Genomic DNA, 16,343 nt, shown 5'->3' on the forward strand with positions numbered 1-16,343 from the left:
CCGGGAATGAGGAAGTGCGAAAGAGCATTCAGCGCGCTTCCGCCGAAGGAACGCCAAAAACCTGCCGGAAAACCTGTTCAGATCAATTGACAGCCTTACCCGGCAAGTGTAAATTAAGTGTTAATGAACGAAGTCCTTTTCGTCCACACTAAAGACAGCATTCCCGCCTAGATTGTGCATACATTCACAAACTTGGCAGCTTAGGGAGGAGATTGCTTAATGGAGGCCTTGGCCCTGGAGCGTAAAGCCGAGCAGAATCGAGAACTGCGCGAACGGCTTATGCAACTTAAAAAAGAGCGCAACGCCATTATTCTAGCTCATTATTATCAGCGTGATGAAATACAAGAGGTTGCAGATTTCCGCGGTGACTCGTTCCTACTCGCGCAGAAGGCCGCTTCTACGGATGCGGACGTTATCGTTTTCTGCGGCGTGCATTTCATGGGGGAGAGCGCCAAGATTCTCGCTCCCCACAAAACCGTGCTCGTACCGGACGAACGCGCAGGCTGTCCAATGGCGGACATGGTCAATCCGATCGGTCTGCGGGAACTGAAAGCGAAGCATCCGAATGCGAAGGTCGTTACGTACATTAACTCCTCCGCGGACGTAAAAGCGGAAACGGATATATGCTGTACGTCGGCGAACGCGGTTAAAGTCGTCAACTCGGTCGATTCCGATGAGATCATCTGGTGTCCGGACAAAAACTTGGGCCATTACGTGTCCCAGCATACCGACAAGAAAATGATCATCTGGGAAGGCTATTGCAATACTCACGATATGCTCACAATTAAAGATGTAGAAGAAATGCGGGCGAAATATCCGAACGCGGAATTCGTCGTTCATCCGGAATGCCGCCCGGAAGTGGTCGCGATGGCGGATTTCGTGGGAAGCACGACCGGAATTTTGAAATATTGCCGCGAGTCGAATCATAAAGAATTTATTGTCGGAACGGAAGACGGTACGGGGTATCAGCTTCGTCTGGACAGCCCGGACAAAACGTTCCATTTCGCTTCGAAATTCCTCGTGTGCCCGAACATGAAAGTGAACAACTTGAAGAAGGTTGTTCGGGCACTTGAAACGATGCAGCCGGAAATCTATGTGCCGCAGGACGTTGCGGACAAAGCCCGTTTATCGTTGGAGCGCATGCTGCTGGTGAAATAAGCCGCAGCCTGTGCTAACTCTATTGTTGAGTGGGGACGAACTAATCATGATACCTCGGTACGTTGTCGATTTTGATCTGGATAAGCTTCCTCGCGTGGAAACGGATGTCATCGTAATCGGGGCCGGCATAGCCGGCCTCTTTACGGCACTGAAGGCAAGCGAAACGAAACGCGTATTGATGATAACGAAGAAATCACTGTTCGACAGCAATACCCGATATGCGCAGGGCGGAATCGCCGCCGTCATGTCGGATGACGATTCTCCTGAGTTTCTCGCTCAAGATACGTTAATCGCCGGAGCCGGACTTTGCGAGGCTTCGGCGGTTGACGTTCTTGTGCATGAAGGGCCTCGCGGCGTTCAAGAACTGATTCGTTATGGGACGAACTTCGACGAAGAGGACGGACAATATGCCTTAACCAAAGAAGGCGCGCACAGCCAGCGTCGGATTCTTCATGCCAATGGGGACGCGACCGGTTATGAGATCGTTCGGGCATTGGTGGAAAAGGTCAAGAATAACCAGGCTATCGAGCTATGGGAAGATCATTTCGTGCTCGACTTGCTAACCGAGGACGAGGAATGCCGCGGAGCGCTCGTGCAGAAGCCGGACGGGACCCGAGTGGCGGTATTCGGTCTTGCCACCATTTTATGTACCGGCGGTACGGGCCAACTGTATCGCTACACGACCAATCCGGAAATCGCTACCGGAGATGGCGTGGCGATCGCTTACCGGGCAGGCGCGGACATACGGGATATGGAATTTAATCAATTCCATCCGACTGCGTTATGCTATCCGGGAGCTCCGAGATTTCTGATTTCCGAAGCGGTTCGGGGAGAAGGGGCGTACCTACGGAATATTCGCGGCGAGCGGTTTATGGAAAATTATCATCCTCAGCTTGAGCTTGCGCCGAGGGATGTCGTGGCTCGCGCGATCATCAATGAGATGGAAGCGACGAAATCGACTTATGTTTATCTCGATATTACGCATGAATCGCCGGATCTGATTCGGCATCGTTTTCCAACGATCTACGAATATTGCCTGAACTACGGGCTAGATATGACGACGGACTGGATTCCGGTAGCTCCCGCCGCTCATTACATGATGGGCGGAGTGAAGACGGATCTGCACGGAGAGACGAGCATCCAGCGTTTATTCGCATGCGGGGAAGCTTCTTCGACCGGCGTGCATGGCGCGAATCGTCTGGCGAGCAACTCCTTGTCGGAGGCGATCGTATTCGGACAGCGTATCGTTGATAAGATTAACGAACTTTCTCCGAATCGGCTCGCCGCGGATTACGGCCCCGCCGGGGAGAGAGACGTGGTGCTTACGGGAACGCTAATCGAAAGACGGCTGAAGCTACAGAAGAGCATGGTTCGCTACGTCGGACTTCGGAGAGACCGTTCGGGTCTATTAAAAGGGCTTGAAGACTTGAAGAAGCAGCTGCCATTATTCCAGATGAATCTCTCGAAGATAGAAGAGTTGGAATACGCCAACTTGCTTACTTGCGCGCTGCTTGTCGCGGAAGGTGCATTAAATCGCGAAGAGAGCCGAGGCGGTCATTATCGGGAAGATTATCCGGAGAGGGATGATCAGAACTGGCGAGCGCATACGATAATTAATCGGAATAAAGGGATTCACACAGAAAGGGTAGACGACGATGTTTGAACGGGAAAGCGATTGGGCGAACGGAGGACCGGCAGTCGAAGCGGTAAAGGATCAGCTTCGCGCATGGCTTAGCGAGGATCTCGGTTCGGGAGATGTCAGCACGATGTCGACCGTGCCTTATGGCCATCGCTCGAAAGGAATTATTCATGCCAAGCAGGCGGGGATCGTAGCGGGGATGCCGTTAGCCCGCCTTGTGTTTCAGGTCGTGGACTCCGGTCTCCAGTTTGATGCCCGGGTTACCGACGGGACCCGCGTGGAGCGAGGAACGGTACTGGCTGTAGTCGAAGGCTCGACACACAGCATATTGACGGGTGAGCGCCTCGCGCTGAATCTGCTGCAGAGGTTATCCGGAATCGCGACGAAGACGAGCGAATACGTAACGGGGGTACAAGGCACGCAAGCCCGAATTGTCGATACGCGCAAGACGACGCCAGGGCATCGGACGCTGGAAAAATATGCGGTACGGGTCGGCGGCGGTGCGAATCACCGTTTTGGATTGTACGACGCGGTCATGATTAAAGACAATCATATTAAGGCTGCAGGCGGAATTACGTCCGCCGTTCAAGGCGCGAAATCGAGAATTCCTCATACGATGATGATCGAGGTGGAAGCGGAATCGCTGGAACAGGCCGAAGAAGCAGTTCAGGCGGGAGCCCATATCGTGATGCTTGATAATATGAGCACGGCGGCTATGACCGAGGCTGTAGCGATCATTCGCGGGAAAGCTCCGCATATCGTGATCGAGGCGTCCGGAGGGATTACGCCGGACCGCGTAGCGGAGATCGCGGGCAGCGGCGTCGACATTATATCGGTCGGGGGCCTTACCCACTCCTTTCAAGCGCTCGATATCAGTCTGGATTTGAATGCGATCAAGGAGGGCGGCGCTTAATGATCCTGGTCGTGGACGTCGGAAACACGAATATCGTATTAGGTTTATATGAGAACAGAAAGTTAACCCACCACTGGCGGCTAAGCACGAACCGTTCGTCGACGGTAGATGAATATGGCGTCATGATCAGCAACCTGTTTCAATTGGCGGGCGTGAAAGCGGAGCAGATCGAAGGCGTTATTCTCTCCTGCGTCGTTCCTCCGATCATGAATATGTTGGAGAGCTTGTTCGCGAAATACGTGGGCAAAGAAGCGCTAATCGTCGGTCCGGGCATAAAGACGGGGCTTAATATCCGCTACGAAAACCCGAAAGAAGTCGGCGCGGATCGGATCGTGAACGCGGTCGCGGGCATCGAGCAATATGGCGCACCCCTTATCGTGGTGGATTTCGGAACGGCGACGACATTCGATTACATCGACGCTTCCGGAGCCTATCTAGGGGGAGCGATCGTGCCGGGAATCGGCATTTCCGCGGAAGCGCTATACCAGAGGGCGGCGAAGCTGCCCCGGATCGAACTGTCTAAGCCGAAATCCGTGATCGGGCGGAATACCGTTGCGGCCATGCAATCGGGCATCATTTACGGGTATGCCGGACAGGTCGACGGAATCGTCCGGAGAATCTGCAAGGAATTCGGCGTACAGCCGAGGGTCATTGCGACGGGTGGGCTTGCGGAGCTGATCGCGGAGGAATCGGAGACGATCGAACTAGTCGATCCGCTGTTGACGCTGGAAGGTCTGCGCATGGTATATGAACGGAATGGGTAAAAATAGATCGTCGGCGGGGGATTCCTATTCCGCCGAAGGAGGAAGAGCAGCATGAAGGACGAAATCATACGCGGCACGGCTTGGAACGGCGGTTTGCGGGTATTCGCAGCGAGAACGACGGCATTGGTATCGGAATTGCAGCGCAGGCAGGACACTTTTCCTACGGCTACGGCAGCGCTTGGCCGGACGGCTACCGCCGCGGCGATGATGGGCGTAATGTTAAAGGGACAAGAGAAATTGACCGTTCAAGTGAAGGGCGACGGGCCGATCGGTCAGATTGCTGTCGACGCCAATGCCGCGGGCGAAGTACGCGGATACGTGGATCATCCGCATGTACATCTGCCTAGCAACGCACAGGGCAAGCTGGATGTCGCGGGAGTGGTAGGACGGACGGGACTGCTTCATGTGACGAAAGATTTAGGGCTTAAAGATCCCTATCGGGGAAGTGTACCGATCATTTCGGGGGAACTCGCGGAAGATTTCACATTATATTTCGCAGAGTCAGAACAGACTCCTTCAGCAGTAGGGCTTGGCGTTCTTGTAGATACGGACAATTCCGTGATGCACGCAGGCGGTTTTATCGTGCAAGTGATGCCAGATCTTTCGGAGAACCAACTCGTCCGTCTCGAGAATGCGATTGCGGCGATGCCCCACGTCACTTCCTTGCTGGACCAAGGGGAGACGCCGGAAGGCATTTTGCGTTTTCTCGTCGGGGACGATCTGACCATCCATCAGACGCTTGAGCCGATTTTCCAATGCAACTGTTCACGCGAGAGGTTCGAAACGGCGCTGCTCACCATCGGCAGGAAAGAGCTGAAAAACATCATCGACGAGGACGGACATGCGGAGCTTCACTGTCATTTCTGCAATGAAAAATATATGTTCGGGGCGGAAGAGCTGGAGGCACTATATCGTCTTTCGGATCGGGATTAGAGAAGGGATGATATTCGATGAGGGAGACGATACGGCGCAAGCCGCTCGTACTGCTAGCCCTCTTAGCGACTTTGACGGTTTCATCGGGCTGCAGTCCAAATTCTTCTATCGCTCCGACTGCAAGCGGTCCTTCGGAAAAACCCGCGGAGAACGAGATTGTCGCCATGATAGGAGGAACCGCCATCTCACGCCAACAGCTGAATGATCGGCTGCTGGCTTCTTACGGTTCGCAGACGCTTAGAAGCATGATGCTTGAGGCAGCCGTAAGCAAGGAGACCCGGGATTTGGGTATCGAAGTGGCGGACGAGGAGCTTGAACGAGAGCTAAGCTCAATGATGCAAGGCTACGAGGATGAAGCGGCTTTTTACCGGACTATGTACGAGCAGCTGGGCATGAATAAGGAAGAGGTTCGGGAAGACGCCCGATACCGTCTGCTTCTTGAGAAGCTGTCCATCCGCAACGTTACGGTAGAGCCCGCGGAAATCGACCGTTACATAGAGGAACATCGCGAAGAGTTTCAGCCTGACCGGAAATATCAATTGGCGCAGATTGTCGTTCAGACGAAGGAGCTGGCTACGGGGCTGCTCGGCAAGCTTACGCAGGGCGAAAATTTTGCGGAGCTGGCCCGAACGTATTCGATAGACGAGTTTACGGCGGATTCGGGCGGAGAGTTAGGATGGATCGAGGCGAACGACCCGTTCGTGGACGAATCCGTCCTTGCGGAAGCCGCCTCCATGCAAGTGGGAGAGATCGCGGGCCCGATTCCGACCGATCTAGGCTACGCCATCATTAGGCTGGACGCCAGAAGCGCGCTGCGCTCCAGACCGGAAGAGGAAATCCGTTTGGAGGCCCGGAAGCAGTTGGCGTTAGGCAAAGCTATGTCCATGAGGGATCTGGAGGAACAATTGCTGAACAAATACGGAGCGGAAGTCAAAGACCCTTCATTGAAGCGGTAAACGTCCGTGGCGACTAGTTTTTACAAGCTATTGACAATCCTCTCCAGGGTCTGATAAGATGAAAACAGACAAAATACCGACCGTTTTAGTCGGATTAATGCGTGAAGGAAACCAGCCGCACATTTTAGGAGGGAACAAGTCTAATGGCTAAGATTGTTCAGAATGTGACCCAGCTTATCGGCGATACGCCACTCGTTCGTTTGAACCGTATCGTACCTGAAGGCAGCGCGGAAATCTACGTCAAATTGGAATATCAAAATCCGGGTTCGAGCGTTAAGGACCGTATTGCCATCAGCATGATCGAAGAAGCCGAGAAGCAAGGCTTGATCAAGCCCGGCGTTAGCACGATCGTCGAGCCGACCAGCGGAAATACGGGAATCGGCCTCGCTATGGTCGCGGCAGCCAAAGGCTATCGCGCGATTCTCGTTATGCCCGAAACGATGAGCTTGGAGCGTCGCAACCTGCTCCGCGCTTACGGCGCTGAGCTTGTTCTGACTCCAGGATCTGAAGGCATGAACGGTTCCGTCAAGAAAGCGGAAGAAATCGCGAAAGAAAACAAGGATTACTTCTTGCCTCAGCAATTCAAGAACAAAGCAAACGTGAAAATCCACCGCGAAACAACCGGTCCGGAGATCGTCGAGGCGATCAAATCTTTCGACGGCAAGCTGGATGCGTTCGTTTCCGGCATCGGAACGGGCGGAACGATCTCGGGCGCTGGCGAAGTGCTGAAAGAGAACTTCCCGGGCATCAAAGTATTCGCGGTAGAACCGGCAGCTTCCCCGCTGTTGTCCGGCGGCAGCCCTGGCCCGCACAAGATCCAAGGGATCGGCGCAAACTTCATTCCGGACATTCTGAACCGGGATATTTATGATGGAGTCATTCCCGTCGAGAACGAAGATGCGTTCGAGACGGCTCGTACGGTAGCCAAGAAAGAAGGTCTGCTCGTCGGCATTTCCTCCGGGGCAGCGATCTTCGCCGCTTTGAAAGTAGCGAAAGAGCTTGGCGCAGGCAAACGCGTCGTAGCTGTCGTGCCTTCCAACGGCGAACGTTACTTGAGCACTCCTTTATTTAACTTCGATAACTAATTCTAGCATCGATGCAGCCCTCGCCTTAGGCGAGGGCTGTTTTTTGCGGCGGCCCACGGTAATCGGAGAACTTTTGTGGTATTCTGCTTTATATGAGTATGATCGGAGGAACAGTCAGAGTGGAAGTTATCGCGATAGAGCAATGGGAGCAATGGATCGATGAAGGCCGGTATGCCTTGCTTCCTTATATACGTAAATTCAAGCAGGAGGAAGGCCGGATGCTGCCCGCGTTATGGGACGGCGCATGGAAAGACGCTTCGCCCTACGCGTGTCTGCTGGAAAGCGGCAAGGGCGGCAGATATACGATCGTCGGGCTGCGGCCGGTATCGGTCATCGAAGGCAAGGGCGAGACCGCCCGCATCCTCGAACCGATATGCGGAGAGTGGGTCGAGCAGAGCCGAGCGACGGGTGCGCCTCTAGCGCTGCTCAGAGATTGGCTGGCTCCGTGGCAGGCACCTAGAACGACAGGAATTCCTGACTGCGTAGGCGGGGCTTTGGGGTTCTGCGGTTACGACATCGTTCGTAGTCTGGAGAAGCTTCCGGTCTCTTCAAAGGATGATTTGGGCTTACCGGATTACGCGTTCGGACGGTACGAAGAGTTATGGATCGCAGACCATGTGGAGAGAACGGTCATCTGCGCGGTTCATGTGAGAGCGGAGAAGTTGACGACTCCGGATCACTTGAGGCGGATTTACGATGAGGCCGGACAGCGCGCGGCGGACATGGAGAAGCAATGGGACGAGTGGCTGTCATATGGCGAAACAGCCGAGCAACAGGCGCAGTTGCGTCGAATGCGGGAACGGATGGAGCAAGACAACCTTCAGATCGACGTGGAGAAACTACCGGGCTTGTCGACTTCGATGACCAAGGAGGAGTATCAGGAAGCGGTACGAAGGATACAGCAATATATCGGGCAGGGTGACGTTTTCCAGGTCAACCTGGCGCTGCGTCAGAGCAGACCGTCGGGAGCGGCTCCGGAGACGCTGTACGAATGGCTTCGGCTCGTGAATCCTTCTCCGTATATGGGCATGCTGCGAGCGCCGTCTTTCTCGCTGGTCAGCGGTTCGCCGGAACTGCTGGTCAAATTGGACGACACCCGGCTTTCCACAAGACCGATCGCGGGTACGCGCCGACGGGGAAGAACGCCGGAAGAAGACCGGGCGATGGAGGAGGAGCTGCTCGGCAGCGAGAAGGAGCGGGCGGAGCACGTCATGCTCGTCGATCTGGAACGCAACGATCTCGGACGCGTCGCCGAGTATGGCACGGTGAAGGTGCCGGAGCTGATGTCGGTCGAACGTTACTCGCATGTCATGCATCTCGTGTCGCAGGTGGAAGCGAACCTGGCGAAGGGCAAAGACGCGTTAGACGTATTGGCCGCCGTTTTCCCGGGCGGGACGATTACCGGAGCGCCTAAGATCCGCACGATGGAAATTATCGAGGAGCTTGAACCGACTCGTCGTGGCCCTTACACGGGCTCTATGGGATGGATTGACTATAGCGGCAATATGGAATTTAATATAATTATTCGTACGATCGCTGTTCAGAACGGGATTTGCCATATTCAAGCAGGGGCAGGCATCGTGATCGATTCCGAACCGGAGCGGGAATTCCACGAATCCCTGAACAAAGCCAAGGCGCTTTGGAAAGCGGTGCAGTACAGCGAAGGGCAAGGTGGACAGTAATGATTCTGGTCATTGACAACTACGACTCCTTTACGTATAACCTCGTGCAATATTTGGGAGAGCTCGGCGAAGAAATCGTCGTTCGCCGCAACGACGAGATCGATTTGGACGGTATCGCCAAGCTGGCCCCGGACCATATATTAATTTCACCGGGACCATGCACGCCAAACGAAGCGGGCATCAGCCTCGCGCTGCTCGATCGGTTCAAAGGCGAAATCCCGATTCTCGGCGTCTGCCTTGGCCATCAATCGATCGGACAGGCCTTTGGCGGGGAAGTCGTTCGGGCGGGCGAGTTAATGCATGGCAAGACATCGGAGATTACCCACGACGGACGCACGATCTTCGAAGGGGTTGCTTCTCCTTTTACAGCGACTCGTTACCACTCCTTGATCGTCAAGCGCGATACGCTGCCGGACTGCCTGGAGATCAGCGCGGAGACGGAAGATGGCATGATTATGGGCCTGCGGCACAAGGAATATGCCATCGAAGGCGTTCAATTCCACCCGGAATCGATCATGACGGACTACGGACTGAAGATGCTGCGCAATTTTCTGGATCTGAAATCGGGCGTCAGAGCATGAAAGTCTTACTGAACGGACAACCGATAGATCGTAACCAAGCCGTGATCTCCGCTTTCGATCACGGTTTTTTGTACGGGATGGGTTTATTCGAGACGTTCCGGACGTACGGGGGTCGCCCGTGGTTGCTGGATCGCCATGCGGAACGTTTGGCGAGGGGCTGCTCCGAGCTGGGGATTCGTTATGAGCCGGACGTCGCGCGTATGGAGTCGGCGGTGAAGGAACTGCTTGCGGCAAACGGACTAGAAGACGGATATATTCGGTGGTCGATATCGGCGGGAGAGGGAGAGATCGGCCTCCCGGCCGGAGAGTACGGGAAACCTAACGAAATCGTCTACGCGAAGGAGCTGGCTCCCGACGATCCGGTCACGCGCAAAGGGAAGACGCTGCGGCTTCTCAAGCTCCCCCGCAGCACCCCGGAGGTCGGGTTGCGGTTAAAATCTTTTCATTATATGAATAATATCGTAGCTAAGCGAGAATTACTCGCTTCCGGAGCATCTCCGGGCACGGAAGGCCTGTTTTTGGATGGGAACGGACGGGTTGCCGAAGGCATGGTCAGCAACGTATTCTGGGCGACTAAGGGGAGACTCTACACGCCGGACGCAGAAACGGGATTGCTAGAAGGCATTACGAGGGAATACGTAATTCGAATGGCAGGGGCCGCGGGCCAATCGGTCGAAGAGGGTCTCTATCGCTGGGGCGATCTGCTGAATGCGGACGAGGTGTTCGTCACGAACTCCATTCAGGAGATCGTACCCGTAACGACATTGGAGAACGAATTCGGAGAGAAACGGCATCCGGGCGGGAAGACGGAAACGGGACCGCTTACGTCCATGTTCATGACGCAGTATCGTGCCGCCGCGGAAAGGAAGACCAAACCATGTTAAAACCGACATTTTACGATCGAAGCTATACTTTCCGGGACGGATTAAAGCTGGAGCTGGGACAACGCACCTTAATCATGGGGATATTGAACGCGACTCCGGATTCTTTCTCGGACGGGGGGCGCTACAACGAAGTGGACACTGCCGTCGAGCGAGCCGAGCGAATGGCGGCGGAAGGCGCCGATATGATCGACATCGGCGGGGAATCGACAAGACCGGGTCACGAGCCCGTGCCGGCCGAAGAAGAAATACGCAGAATCGTTCCGATTATTCGGGCAGTGAAGGAACGCGTCAAGCTGCCGATTAGCGTCGACACTTACAAAGCGGAAACGGCCCGGCAGGCGCTTGAAGCTGGCGCCCACATCGTCAACGACGTGTGGGGATTCAAAGGCGATCCCGCTATGGCGACGGTGGCGGCGGAATACGGCTGCCCGGTCATTCTGATGCATAATCGCGATAATCGGGATTATACGGATTTTATCCCGGACGTTCTTCGCGATCTGGAGGAAAGCGTGGCGCTTGCGAAAGCGGCAGGCATCCCAGACGATCGAATATGGCTCGACCCCGGTCTCGGGTTTGCCAAAGATTACGAGAAAGACCTGGAAGTCATGGGGTGTCTGGGCGATATCGTCAATCTTGGCTACCCCGTGCTATTGGGAGCTTCGCGGAAACGGTTCGTTCAGCGTGCAGTCGGCGTATCGAAGGACGAAGCGGTAGAAGGAACAGGTGCGACGACAGCTCTAGGCATCGCCCAAGGCTGCCAGATCGTGCGCGTCCACGACGTGCTGATGTCCAAGCGAGTGGCGGCGATGGCCGATGCGGTCGTATATCGAGATAAAGCGGGAAGGAACGGGTACTGAAATGGATAAAATGGCGCTAAAACGCATGGTATTTTATGGCTATCATGGCGTTTACCCGGAAGAGAATAAGCTGGGCCAGAAATATTGGGTCGATCTCGATTTGCGTTTGGATTTAAGCCGCCCGGCGCAAAGCGACGATGTCGCGGACACGGTGAACTATGCGGAAATTCACGCGTTGGTGAAGGAAATCGTCGAGGGTCCGCCGGTCAAGCTGATCGAGACGCTCGCCGCAAATATTGCGTCGGCGGTACTGGGTACGTATACTAGTATCCATAAAGCAACGGTATCGGTGACCAAACCGAATCCGCCGTTCGATATTACCTTTGACGGAGTAACCGTAGAGTTGCGAAGGCAAAGGGGTCCGAACGGGAGCATCGTACCTGTAGAGGACTGAACAATCGTGCAAGAAGCATATATAGCGCTTGGAGTGAACTTGGGAGACCGGGAGTCGTCGCTGAAGGAAGCGATCCGCAGGCTGCGGGCGGATGGCGACCTGGAGGTCGACCGCATCTCGGCCGTGTACGAAACCGCTCCGGTAGGATACACCGACCAACCTGCTTTTCTGAATATGACGGCGCGCTTGAAGACCGAACTGGAACCCTTGGCTTTGCTTCGCCGTTTGCTGGCAATCGAGCAAGAGATGGGGCGCGTCAGGACGATTCGGTGGGGTCCTCGAACGATCGACTTGGATTTGCTTGTCTATGGAGACAGGACGATGGACACGCAGGAATTAACGCTCCCGCATCCCCGAATGGGAGAGCGGGCTTTCGTATTGGTTCCGCTTAGGGACGTTTGGCCGGAAGAGCTTCCTTTTCCTTGGGTAACGGAGCTTTCGGCTTTCGACTTGCAAGAGGAGGGTATTTCTCGTTTCGCCGAATGGGATATCCGAGAGCTATGAAAGGAGCAATATAGAAATGCTTAAGATCGGCAACGTAACGATGAATAACAATGTCGTGCTTGCCCCGATGGCAGGGGTCTGCAATCCGGCATTCCGGCTGATCGCCAAGGAATTCGGATGCGGGCTCGTGTGCGCGGAGATGGTAAGCGATAAGGCGATTTTGCACGGAAATAAGCGGACGCTGGAAATGCTGTTCGTCGATGAACGCGAGAAACCGCTGAGTTTGCAGATTTTCGGAGGGGATAAGGAGTCGCTTGTCGAAGCCGTGAAGTTCGTCGACCAGAACACCAACGCGGACATTATCGACATTAACATGGGCTGTCCCGTGCCAAAGGTCACGAAGTGCGACGCGGGCGCGAGATGGCTGCTTGACCCGAAAAAAATATACGAAATGGTGTCCTACGCCGCCGATGCGGCGAAAAAACCGGTTACCGTCAAGATGCGCATCGGCTGGGACGATGAACATATTTACGCGGTAGAGAACGCGCAAGCGGTCGAACGCGCGGGCGGCGCGGCGGTCAGCGTGCATGGCCGCACGCGGGAACAGCTGTACACGGGCAAGGCGAATTGGGATATTCTGCGCGACGTGAAACAAGCGGTGAACATTCCGGTCATCGGCAACGGGGACGTATTCACTCCCGAAGACGCCAAACGCTTGCTAGAGCATACGAATTGCGACGGCGTCATGATCGGGCGCGGAGCGCTCGGCAATCCGTGGATGCTGTACCGCACGGTTCATTTTCTGACCACTGGGGAACTACTGGCCGATCCTTCGGCAAGAGAGAAGATCCGGATCGCCATGCTTCATATGGACCGTCTAGCCGATCTGAGAGGCGACAAGGTCGCGGTGCGGGAAATGCGCAAGCATCTGGCTTGGTACTTGAAGGGTCTGCCGGATTCCGCGGCGGCGAAGAACGCCATCATGGAATTGCAATCCCGGGCGGAAGTGGAATCCGCGCTAGCAGATTACGTGAACAGAGTCGAGGAAATGTTGCGCAGCGAAGCCGGCGGACCTTCTGAAGCGAGCGAAATCCTCGTACACTAGGAGGAAGCGGTTTCAATCGACGCTTTTCCGCGAATTGACATTTTTCAGGGGTTGCAATATAATCGTACCAATATTCGCCCGAGCATCAGGAAAATCGCTGGCTTGCATTGCATGTAGATGTCATGTCGGCGGTGACCGACCATATATTGGATTAGCAACCCCGAAAATCTTTCCCATGACAGGAGATCGGTGATATGAGCGATAAGGAAGTGCTTCTAACCCAAGACGGGCTGAAGAGGCTTGAAGATGAACTCGAAAACCTTAAATCCGTCAAACGCCGCGAAGTCGCGGAACGCATTAAAGTGGCTATCGGCTACGGCGATATAAGCGAGAACTCGGAATACGAGGACGCGAAGAACGAGCAGGCTTTCATCGAGGGCCGAATCATTACTTTGGAGAAAATGCTCCGCAACGCGCGGATTATCAACAGCGATGAAATCGATCCCGAGACGGTAAGCATCGGATCGACCGTCATCGTAGAAGATTTGGAATATGGCGATACGATGGAATATGCAATCGTGGGAACGGCTGAATCGGACCCGCTCAACAACAAAATCTCTAACGAAAGTCCGGTAGGCAAAGCCATTATCGGCAAGAAGAAAGGCACCGTCGTCGAAGTAAGCGTTCCAGCAGGTATCATTCAATATAAAATTGTCGATATCAAAATGTAGCTTACGCGACTTGTCGCGACAGATGAGACGTTAGTCGCCGTCACGAGGACGGAGAAGCCGATTGACTGGGATAAAAAAGCTTCCTACGGAAGCTTTTTTGCCTGTTCATCGTAGATTACCGCTTGCGCACGGTCATTACAGATATGAATCGAAGGAGAACGAAATCATGGAACATACGGAACAGAATGAAACGGTCGAATTAGGCGAATTGTTGCAAATCCGTCGCAACAAGTTGGACGAGCTGCGGGCGCTTGGCATCGATCCATTCGGCACGAAGTTTAATCGCACGCATCATGCGGGCGAGCTTCTAGCGCAGTATTCGGAGCTGTCGAAGGAAGAGCTCGACGAGAAGGCGGTCGAAGTTCAGGTTGCCGGCCGGATCATGACGAAGCGCAGCATGGGTAAAGCCGCGTTCGCGCACCTGCAGGATCTGAGCGGCAAGATTCAAATCTACGTCCGCCAGGACTCGGTGCCGGAAGATAAGTTCAAAGCGTTCGACCTGCTCGATATCGGCGATATGATCGGCGTGAAGGGTGTCGTGTTCAAGACGAAAACCGGCGAGACATCGATCAAAGTCGACGATCTCGAAGTGCTGACTAAATCGCTGCTTCCGCTTCCGGATAAGTTCCATGGTTTGAAGGACGTGGAAACACGCTACCGTCAACGGTACGTGGATTTGATCGTGAACCCGGACGTTCAGAAAACGTTTATTACCCGTTCCCGAATCATTCAATCGATGCGCCGCTATTTGGACGACCGTGGCTATTTGGAAGTAGAGACGCCTACGCTTCATTCGATCGCGGGCGGTGCGGCTGCACGTCCATTCATTACGCACCACAACGCGCTGGATATGCAGCTCTACATGCGGATCGCGATCGAGCTTCATTTGAAGAGATTGATCGTCGGCGGCCTGGAGAAGGTGTACGAGATTGGCCGGGTATATCGTAACGAAGGGATTTCGACGCGCCATAATCCGGAATTCACGATGATCGAGTTGTACGAGGCATATGCCGACTATGAAGATATCATGAGACTGACCGAAGGATTGATCGCGCATATCGCGCAAGAAGTTCTCGGTACGACCAAGATTACCTACCAAGGTCAAGAAGTCGACCTGACGCCGGCATGGCGCAGAGTGTCGATGACCGAGTTGATCCGCGAGACGGTCGGCGTCGACTTTACGGCGCAGATGACGGACGAGGAAGCGCATGCGCTCGCTAAGGAGCATAAGGTTCCCGTAGAGAAGCACATGTCGTTCGGCCATATCGTCAACGCGTTCTTCGAAACATTCTGCGAACATACATTGATTCAGCCTACGTTCGTCACGGGGCATCCAGTGGCGATCTCGCCGCTTGCGAAGAAGAACGAGGCGGATCCGCGCTTTACGGATCGTTTCGAGCTATTTATCGTAGCGCGTGAACATGCTAATGCATTTACCGAGTTGAACGATCCGATCGACCAACGCCAGCGCTTCGAGTCGCAATTGGCGGAGAAGGAAGCGGGCAACGACGAAGCGCACGAGATGGATGACGATTTCATTCGCGCGCTGGAGTACGGCATGCCGCCGACAGGCGGACTCGGCATCGGCGTCGACCGTTTGGTCATGCTGCTCGCGGATGCGCCATCGATCCGCGACGTTCTGCTCTTCCCTCATATGCGCGATCGTTCGGACGGCTAACGTATATTGGAACGATTAGCGATGGAAAACATCGTACTTTCGCTTTATGGAGCATCGGCTGGGGGCAAGTAAGATGAAAAACATCGTTATGAGGAGCGTTTTGCTGCTATAGATTAGTCTCTGGGGAGATTAGCGATGAAATTCATCGTATTTCCACCTGGCGGGGTGCGGTTCGGGAGCGAGTATGATGAAAAACATCGCTATTCAGATCGAGGGTTAGCGCTGCGGCGTGCGAGAAAGGACCGTTAGGGGCGATCCTGACGGTCCTTTTCTTATGAGCAGGAAGGCCTTATAAATGTATTTAATTTCCATGCATAAAAAGGGTTGCAATTGCCTGGCCGCCTGTGCTATATTATTTAAGTCGCCGTTAGCGCGGCAGACAAAACGAAACACCGATTGTTCTTTGAAAACTGAACATTGAGCGTAAGAAACAAAAACGTCGAAAGACGAAACCAGCAATACAGATTGAGCCTTTAGGCTCTCTATTATGGAGAGTTTGATCCTGGCTCAGGACGAACGCTGGCGGCGTGCCTAATACATGCAAGTCGAGCGGAGTTATTTAGGAGCTTGCTCCTGAATAACTTAGCGGCGGACGGGTG

At 54.3% G+C, this 16,343-nt stretch carries 16 protein-coding genes and 1 rRNA gene; all 17 read left to right on the top strand.

The window, feature by feature from the left end; genetic code table 11:
• The first annotated feature begins 219 nt into the window (after positions 1–219).
• Positions 220–1,158 carry a quinolinate synthase NadA gene (nadA, locus tag FPZ45_RS22720; RefSeq protein WP_144706829.1) on the top strand — a complete coding sequence of 313 codons (939 nt, stop codon included), beginning with the start codon at positions 220–222 and terminating at the stop codon, positions 1,156–1,158.
• Positions 1,159–1,204: 46 nt separating this feature from the next.
• Positions 1,205–2,821: an L-aspartate oxidase gene (gene nadB / locus FPZ45_RS22725; RefSeq protein ID WP_144706831.1), complete on the top strand. Its 1,617-nt coding sequence runs from the start codon at positions 1,205–1,207 to the stop codon at positions 2,819–2,821.
• Positions 2,814–3,710, top strand: a complete 897-nt coding sequence (gene nadC / locus FPZ45_RS22730) for a carboxylating nicotinate-nucleotide diphosphorylase (protein WP_144706833.1) — start codon at positions 2,814–2,816, stop codon at positions 3,708–3,710. The genes nadB and nadC overlap by 8 nt, the downstream gene beginning before the upstream one ends.
• Positions 3,710–4,474 carry a type III pantothenate kinase gene (locus tag FPZ45_RS22735; RefSeq protein ID WP_144706835.1) on the top strand — a complete coding sequence of 255 codons (765 nt, stop codon included), beginning with the start codon at positions 3,710–3,712 and terminating at the stop codon, positions 4,472–4,474. Before nadC ends, FPZ45_RS22735 begins: the two co-directional genes overlap by 1 nt.
• Positions 4,475–4,525: 51 nt before the next feature.
• Positions 4,526–5,407: an Hsp33 family molecular chaperone HslO gene (gene hslO, locus FPZ45_RS22740; protein ID WP_144706837.1), complete on the top strand. Its 882-nt coding sequence runs from the start codon at positions 4,526–4,528 to the stop codon at positions 5,405–5,407.
• 17 nt (positions 5,408–5,424) lie between these two features.
• Complete coding sequence (locus FPZ45_RS22745; protein WP_144706839.1) at positions 5,425–6,363, top strand: peptidylprolyl isomerase; 939 nt, start codon at positions 5,425–5,427, stop codon at positions 6,361–6,363.
• Between the two features lie 143 nt (positions 6,364–6,506).
• A complete protein-coding gene (gene cysK, locus FPZ45_RS22750; RefSeq protein WP_144706841.1) occupies positions 6,507–7,448 on the top strand; it encodes a cysteine synthase A in 942 nt (313 codons plus the stop codon).
• A 119-nt stretch (positions 7,449–7,567) separates the two neighbouring features.
• The gene (locus FPZ45_RS22755) at positions 7,568–9,130 is read left to right on the top strand and encodes an anthranilate synthase component I family protein (RefSeq protein ID WP_246120552.1); all 1,563 of its coding nucleotides are present in this window, start codon (positions 7,568–7,570) and stop codon (positions 9,128–9,130) included.
• On the top strand, positions 9,130–9,711 hold the full coding sequence (gene pabA / locus FPZ45_RS22760) for an aminodeoxychorismate/anthranilate synthase component II (protein ID WP_144706843.1): 582 nt from the start codon (positions 9,130–9,132) through the stop codon (positions 9,709–9,711). The genes FPZ45_RS22755 and pabA overlap by 1 nt, the downstream gene beginning before the upstream one ends.
• Positions 9,708–10,595 (top strand): aminodeoxychorismate lyase, encoded by an 888-nt coding sequence (pabC, locus tag FPZ45_RS22765; protein ID WP_144706845.1) that lies wholly within the window; start codon positions 9,708–9,710, stop codon positions 10,593–10,595. The genes pabA and pabC overlap by 4 nt, the downstream gene beginning before the upstream one ends.
• A complete protein-coding gene (folP, locus tag FPZ45_RS22770) occupies positions 10,589–11,452 on the top strand; it encodes a dihydropteroate synthase (RefSeq protein WP_144706847.1) in 864 nt (287 codons plus the stop codon). The genes pabC and folP overlap by 7 nt, the downstream gene beginning before the upstream one ends.
• Before the next feature lies 1 nt (position 11,453).
• Positions 11,454–11,846 (top strand): dihydroneopterin aldolase, encoded by a 393-nt coding sequence (gene folB, locus FPZ45_RS22775; protein ID WP_144706849.1) that lies wholly within the window; start codon positions 11,454–11,456, stop codon positions 11,844–11,846.
• Between the two features lie 6 nt (positions 11,847–11,852).
• The gene (gene folK / locus FPZ45_RS22780; protein ID WP_144706851.1) at positions 11,853–12,350 is read left to right on the top strand and encodes a 2-amino-4-hydroxy-6-hydroxymethyldihydropteridine diphosphokinase; all 498 of its coding nucleotides are present in this window, start codon (positions 11,853–11,855) and stop codon (positions 12,348–12,350) included.
• Between the two features lie 16 nt (positions 12,351–12,366).
• A complete protein-coding gene (gene dusB, locus FPZ45_RS22785; protein WP_144706853.1) occupies positions 12,367–13,395 on the top strand; it encodes a tRNA dihydrouridine synthase DusB in 1,029 nt (342 codons plus the stop codon).
• A 194-nt stretch (positions 13,396–13,589) separates the two neighbouring features.
• Entirely contained in the window at positions 13,590–14,066 is a 477-nt protein-coding gene (gene greA, locus FPZ45_RS22790; RefSeq protein WP_144706855.1) for a transcription elongation factor GreA, read from the top strand.
• A 166-nt stretch (positions 14,067–14,232) separates the two neighbouring features.
• Positions 14,233–15,744, top strand: a complete 1,512-nt coding sequence (gene lysS / locus FPZ45_RS22795) for a lysine--tRNA ligase (RefSeq protein WP_144706856.1) — start codon at positions 14,233–14,235, stop codon at positions 15,742–15,744.
• Positions 15,745–16,228: 484 nt separating this feature from the next.
• Positions 16,229–16,343, top strand: a 16S ribosomal RNA gene (locus FPZ45_RS22800); the annotation flags it as partial.

Source organism: Cohnella terricola, assembly GCF_007786475.1.
Lineage (GTDB): Bacteria > Bacillota > Bacilli > Paenibacillales > Paenibacillaceae > Cohnella > Cohnella terricola.

What these genes read in the sequence shown, in the direction of transcription:
- folP (WP_144706847.1), top strand. Translation starts at nt 10,589, where the DNA reads ATGTTAAAACCGACATTTTACGATCGAAGCTATACTTTCCGGGACGGA.
- nadA (WP_144706829.1), top strand. Translation starts at nt 220, where the DNA reads ATGGAGGCCTTGGCCCTGGAGCGTAAAGCCGAGCAGAATCGAGAACTG.
- lysS (WP_144706856.1), top strand. Translation starts at nt 14,233, where the DNA reads ATGGAACATACGGAACAGAATGAAACGGTCGAATTAGGCGAATTGTTG.
- nadB (WP_144706831.1), top strand. Translation starts at nt 1,205, where the DNA reads ATGATACCTCGGTACGTTGTCGATTTTGATCTGGATAAGCTTCCTCGC.
- folB (WP_144706849.1), top strand. Translation starts at nt 11,454, where the DNA reads ATGGATAAAATGGCGCTAAAACGCATGGTATTTTATGGCTATCATGGC.
- dusB (WP_144706853.1), top strand. Translation starts at nt 12,367, where the DNA reads ATGCTTAAGATCGGCAACGTAACGATGAATAACAATGTCGTGCTTGCC.
- greA (WP_144706855.1), top strand. Translation starts at nt 13,590, where the DNA reads ATGAGCGATAAGGAAGTGCTTCTAACCCAAGACGGGCTGAAGAGGCTT.
- FPZ45_RS22735 (WP_144706835.1), top strand. Translation starts at nt 3,710, where the DNA reads ATGATCCTGGTCGTGGACGTCGGAAACACGAATATCGTATTAGGTTTA.
- nadC (WP_144706833.1), top strand. Translation starts at nt 2,814, where the DNA reads ATGTTTGAACGGGAAAGCGATTGGGCGAACGGAGGACCGGCAGTCGAA.
- hslO (WP_144706837.1), top strand. Translation starts at nt 4,526, where the DNA reads ATGAAGGACGAAATCATACGCGGCACGGCTTGGAACGGCGGTTTGCGG.
- FPZ45_RS22745 (WP_144706839.1), top strand. Translation starts at nt 5,425, where the DNA reads ATGAGGGAGACGATACGGCGCAAGCCGCTCGTACTGCTAGCCCTCTTA.
- pabC (WP_144706845.1), top strand. Translation starts at nt 9,708, where the DNA reads ATGAAAGTCTTACTGAACGGACAACCGATAGATCGTAACCAAGCCGTG.
- cysK (WP_144706841.1), top strand. Translation starts at nt 6,507, where the DNA reads ATGGCTAAGATTGTTCAGAATGTGACCCAGCTTATCGGCGATACGCCA.
- pabA (WP_144706843.1), top strand. Translation starts at nt 9,130, where the DNA reads ATGATTCTGGTCATTGACAACTACGACTCCTTTACGTATAACCTCGTG.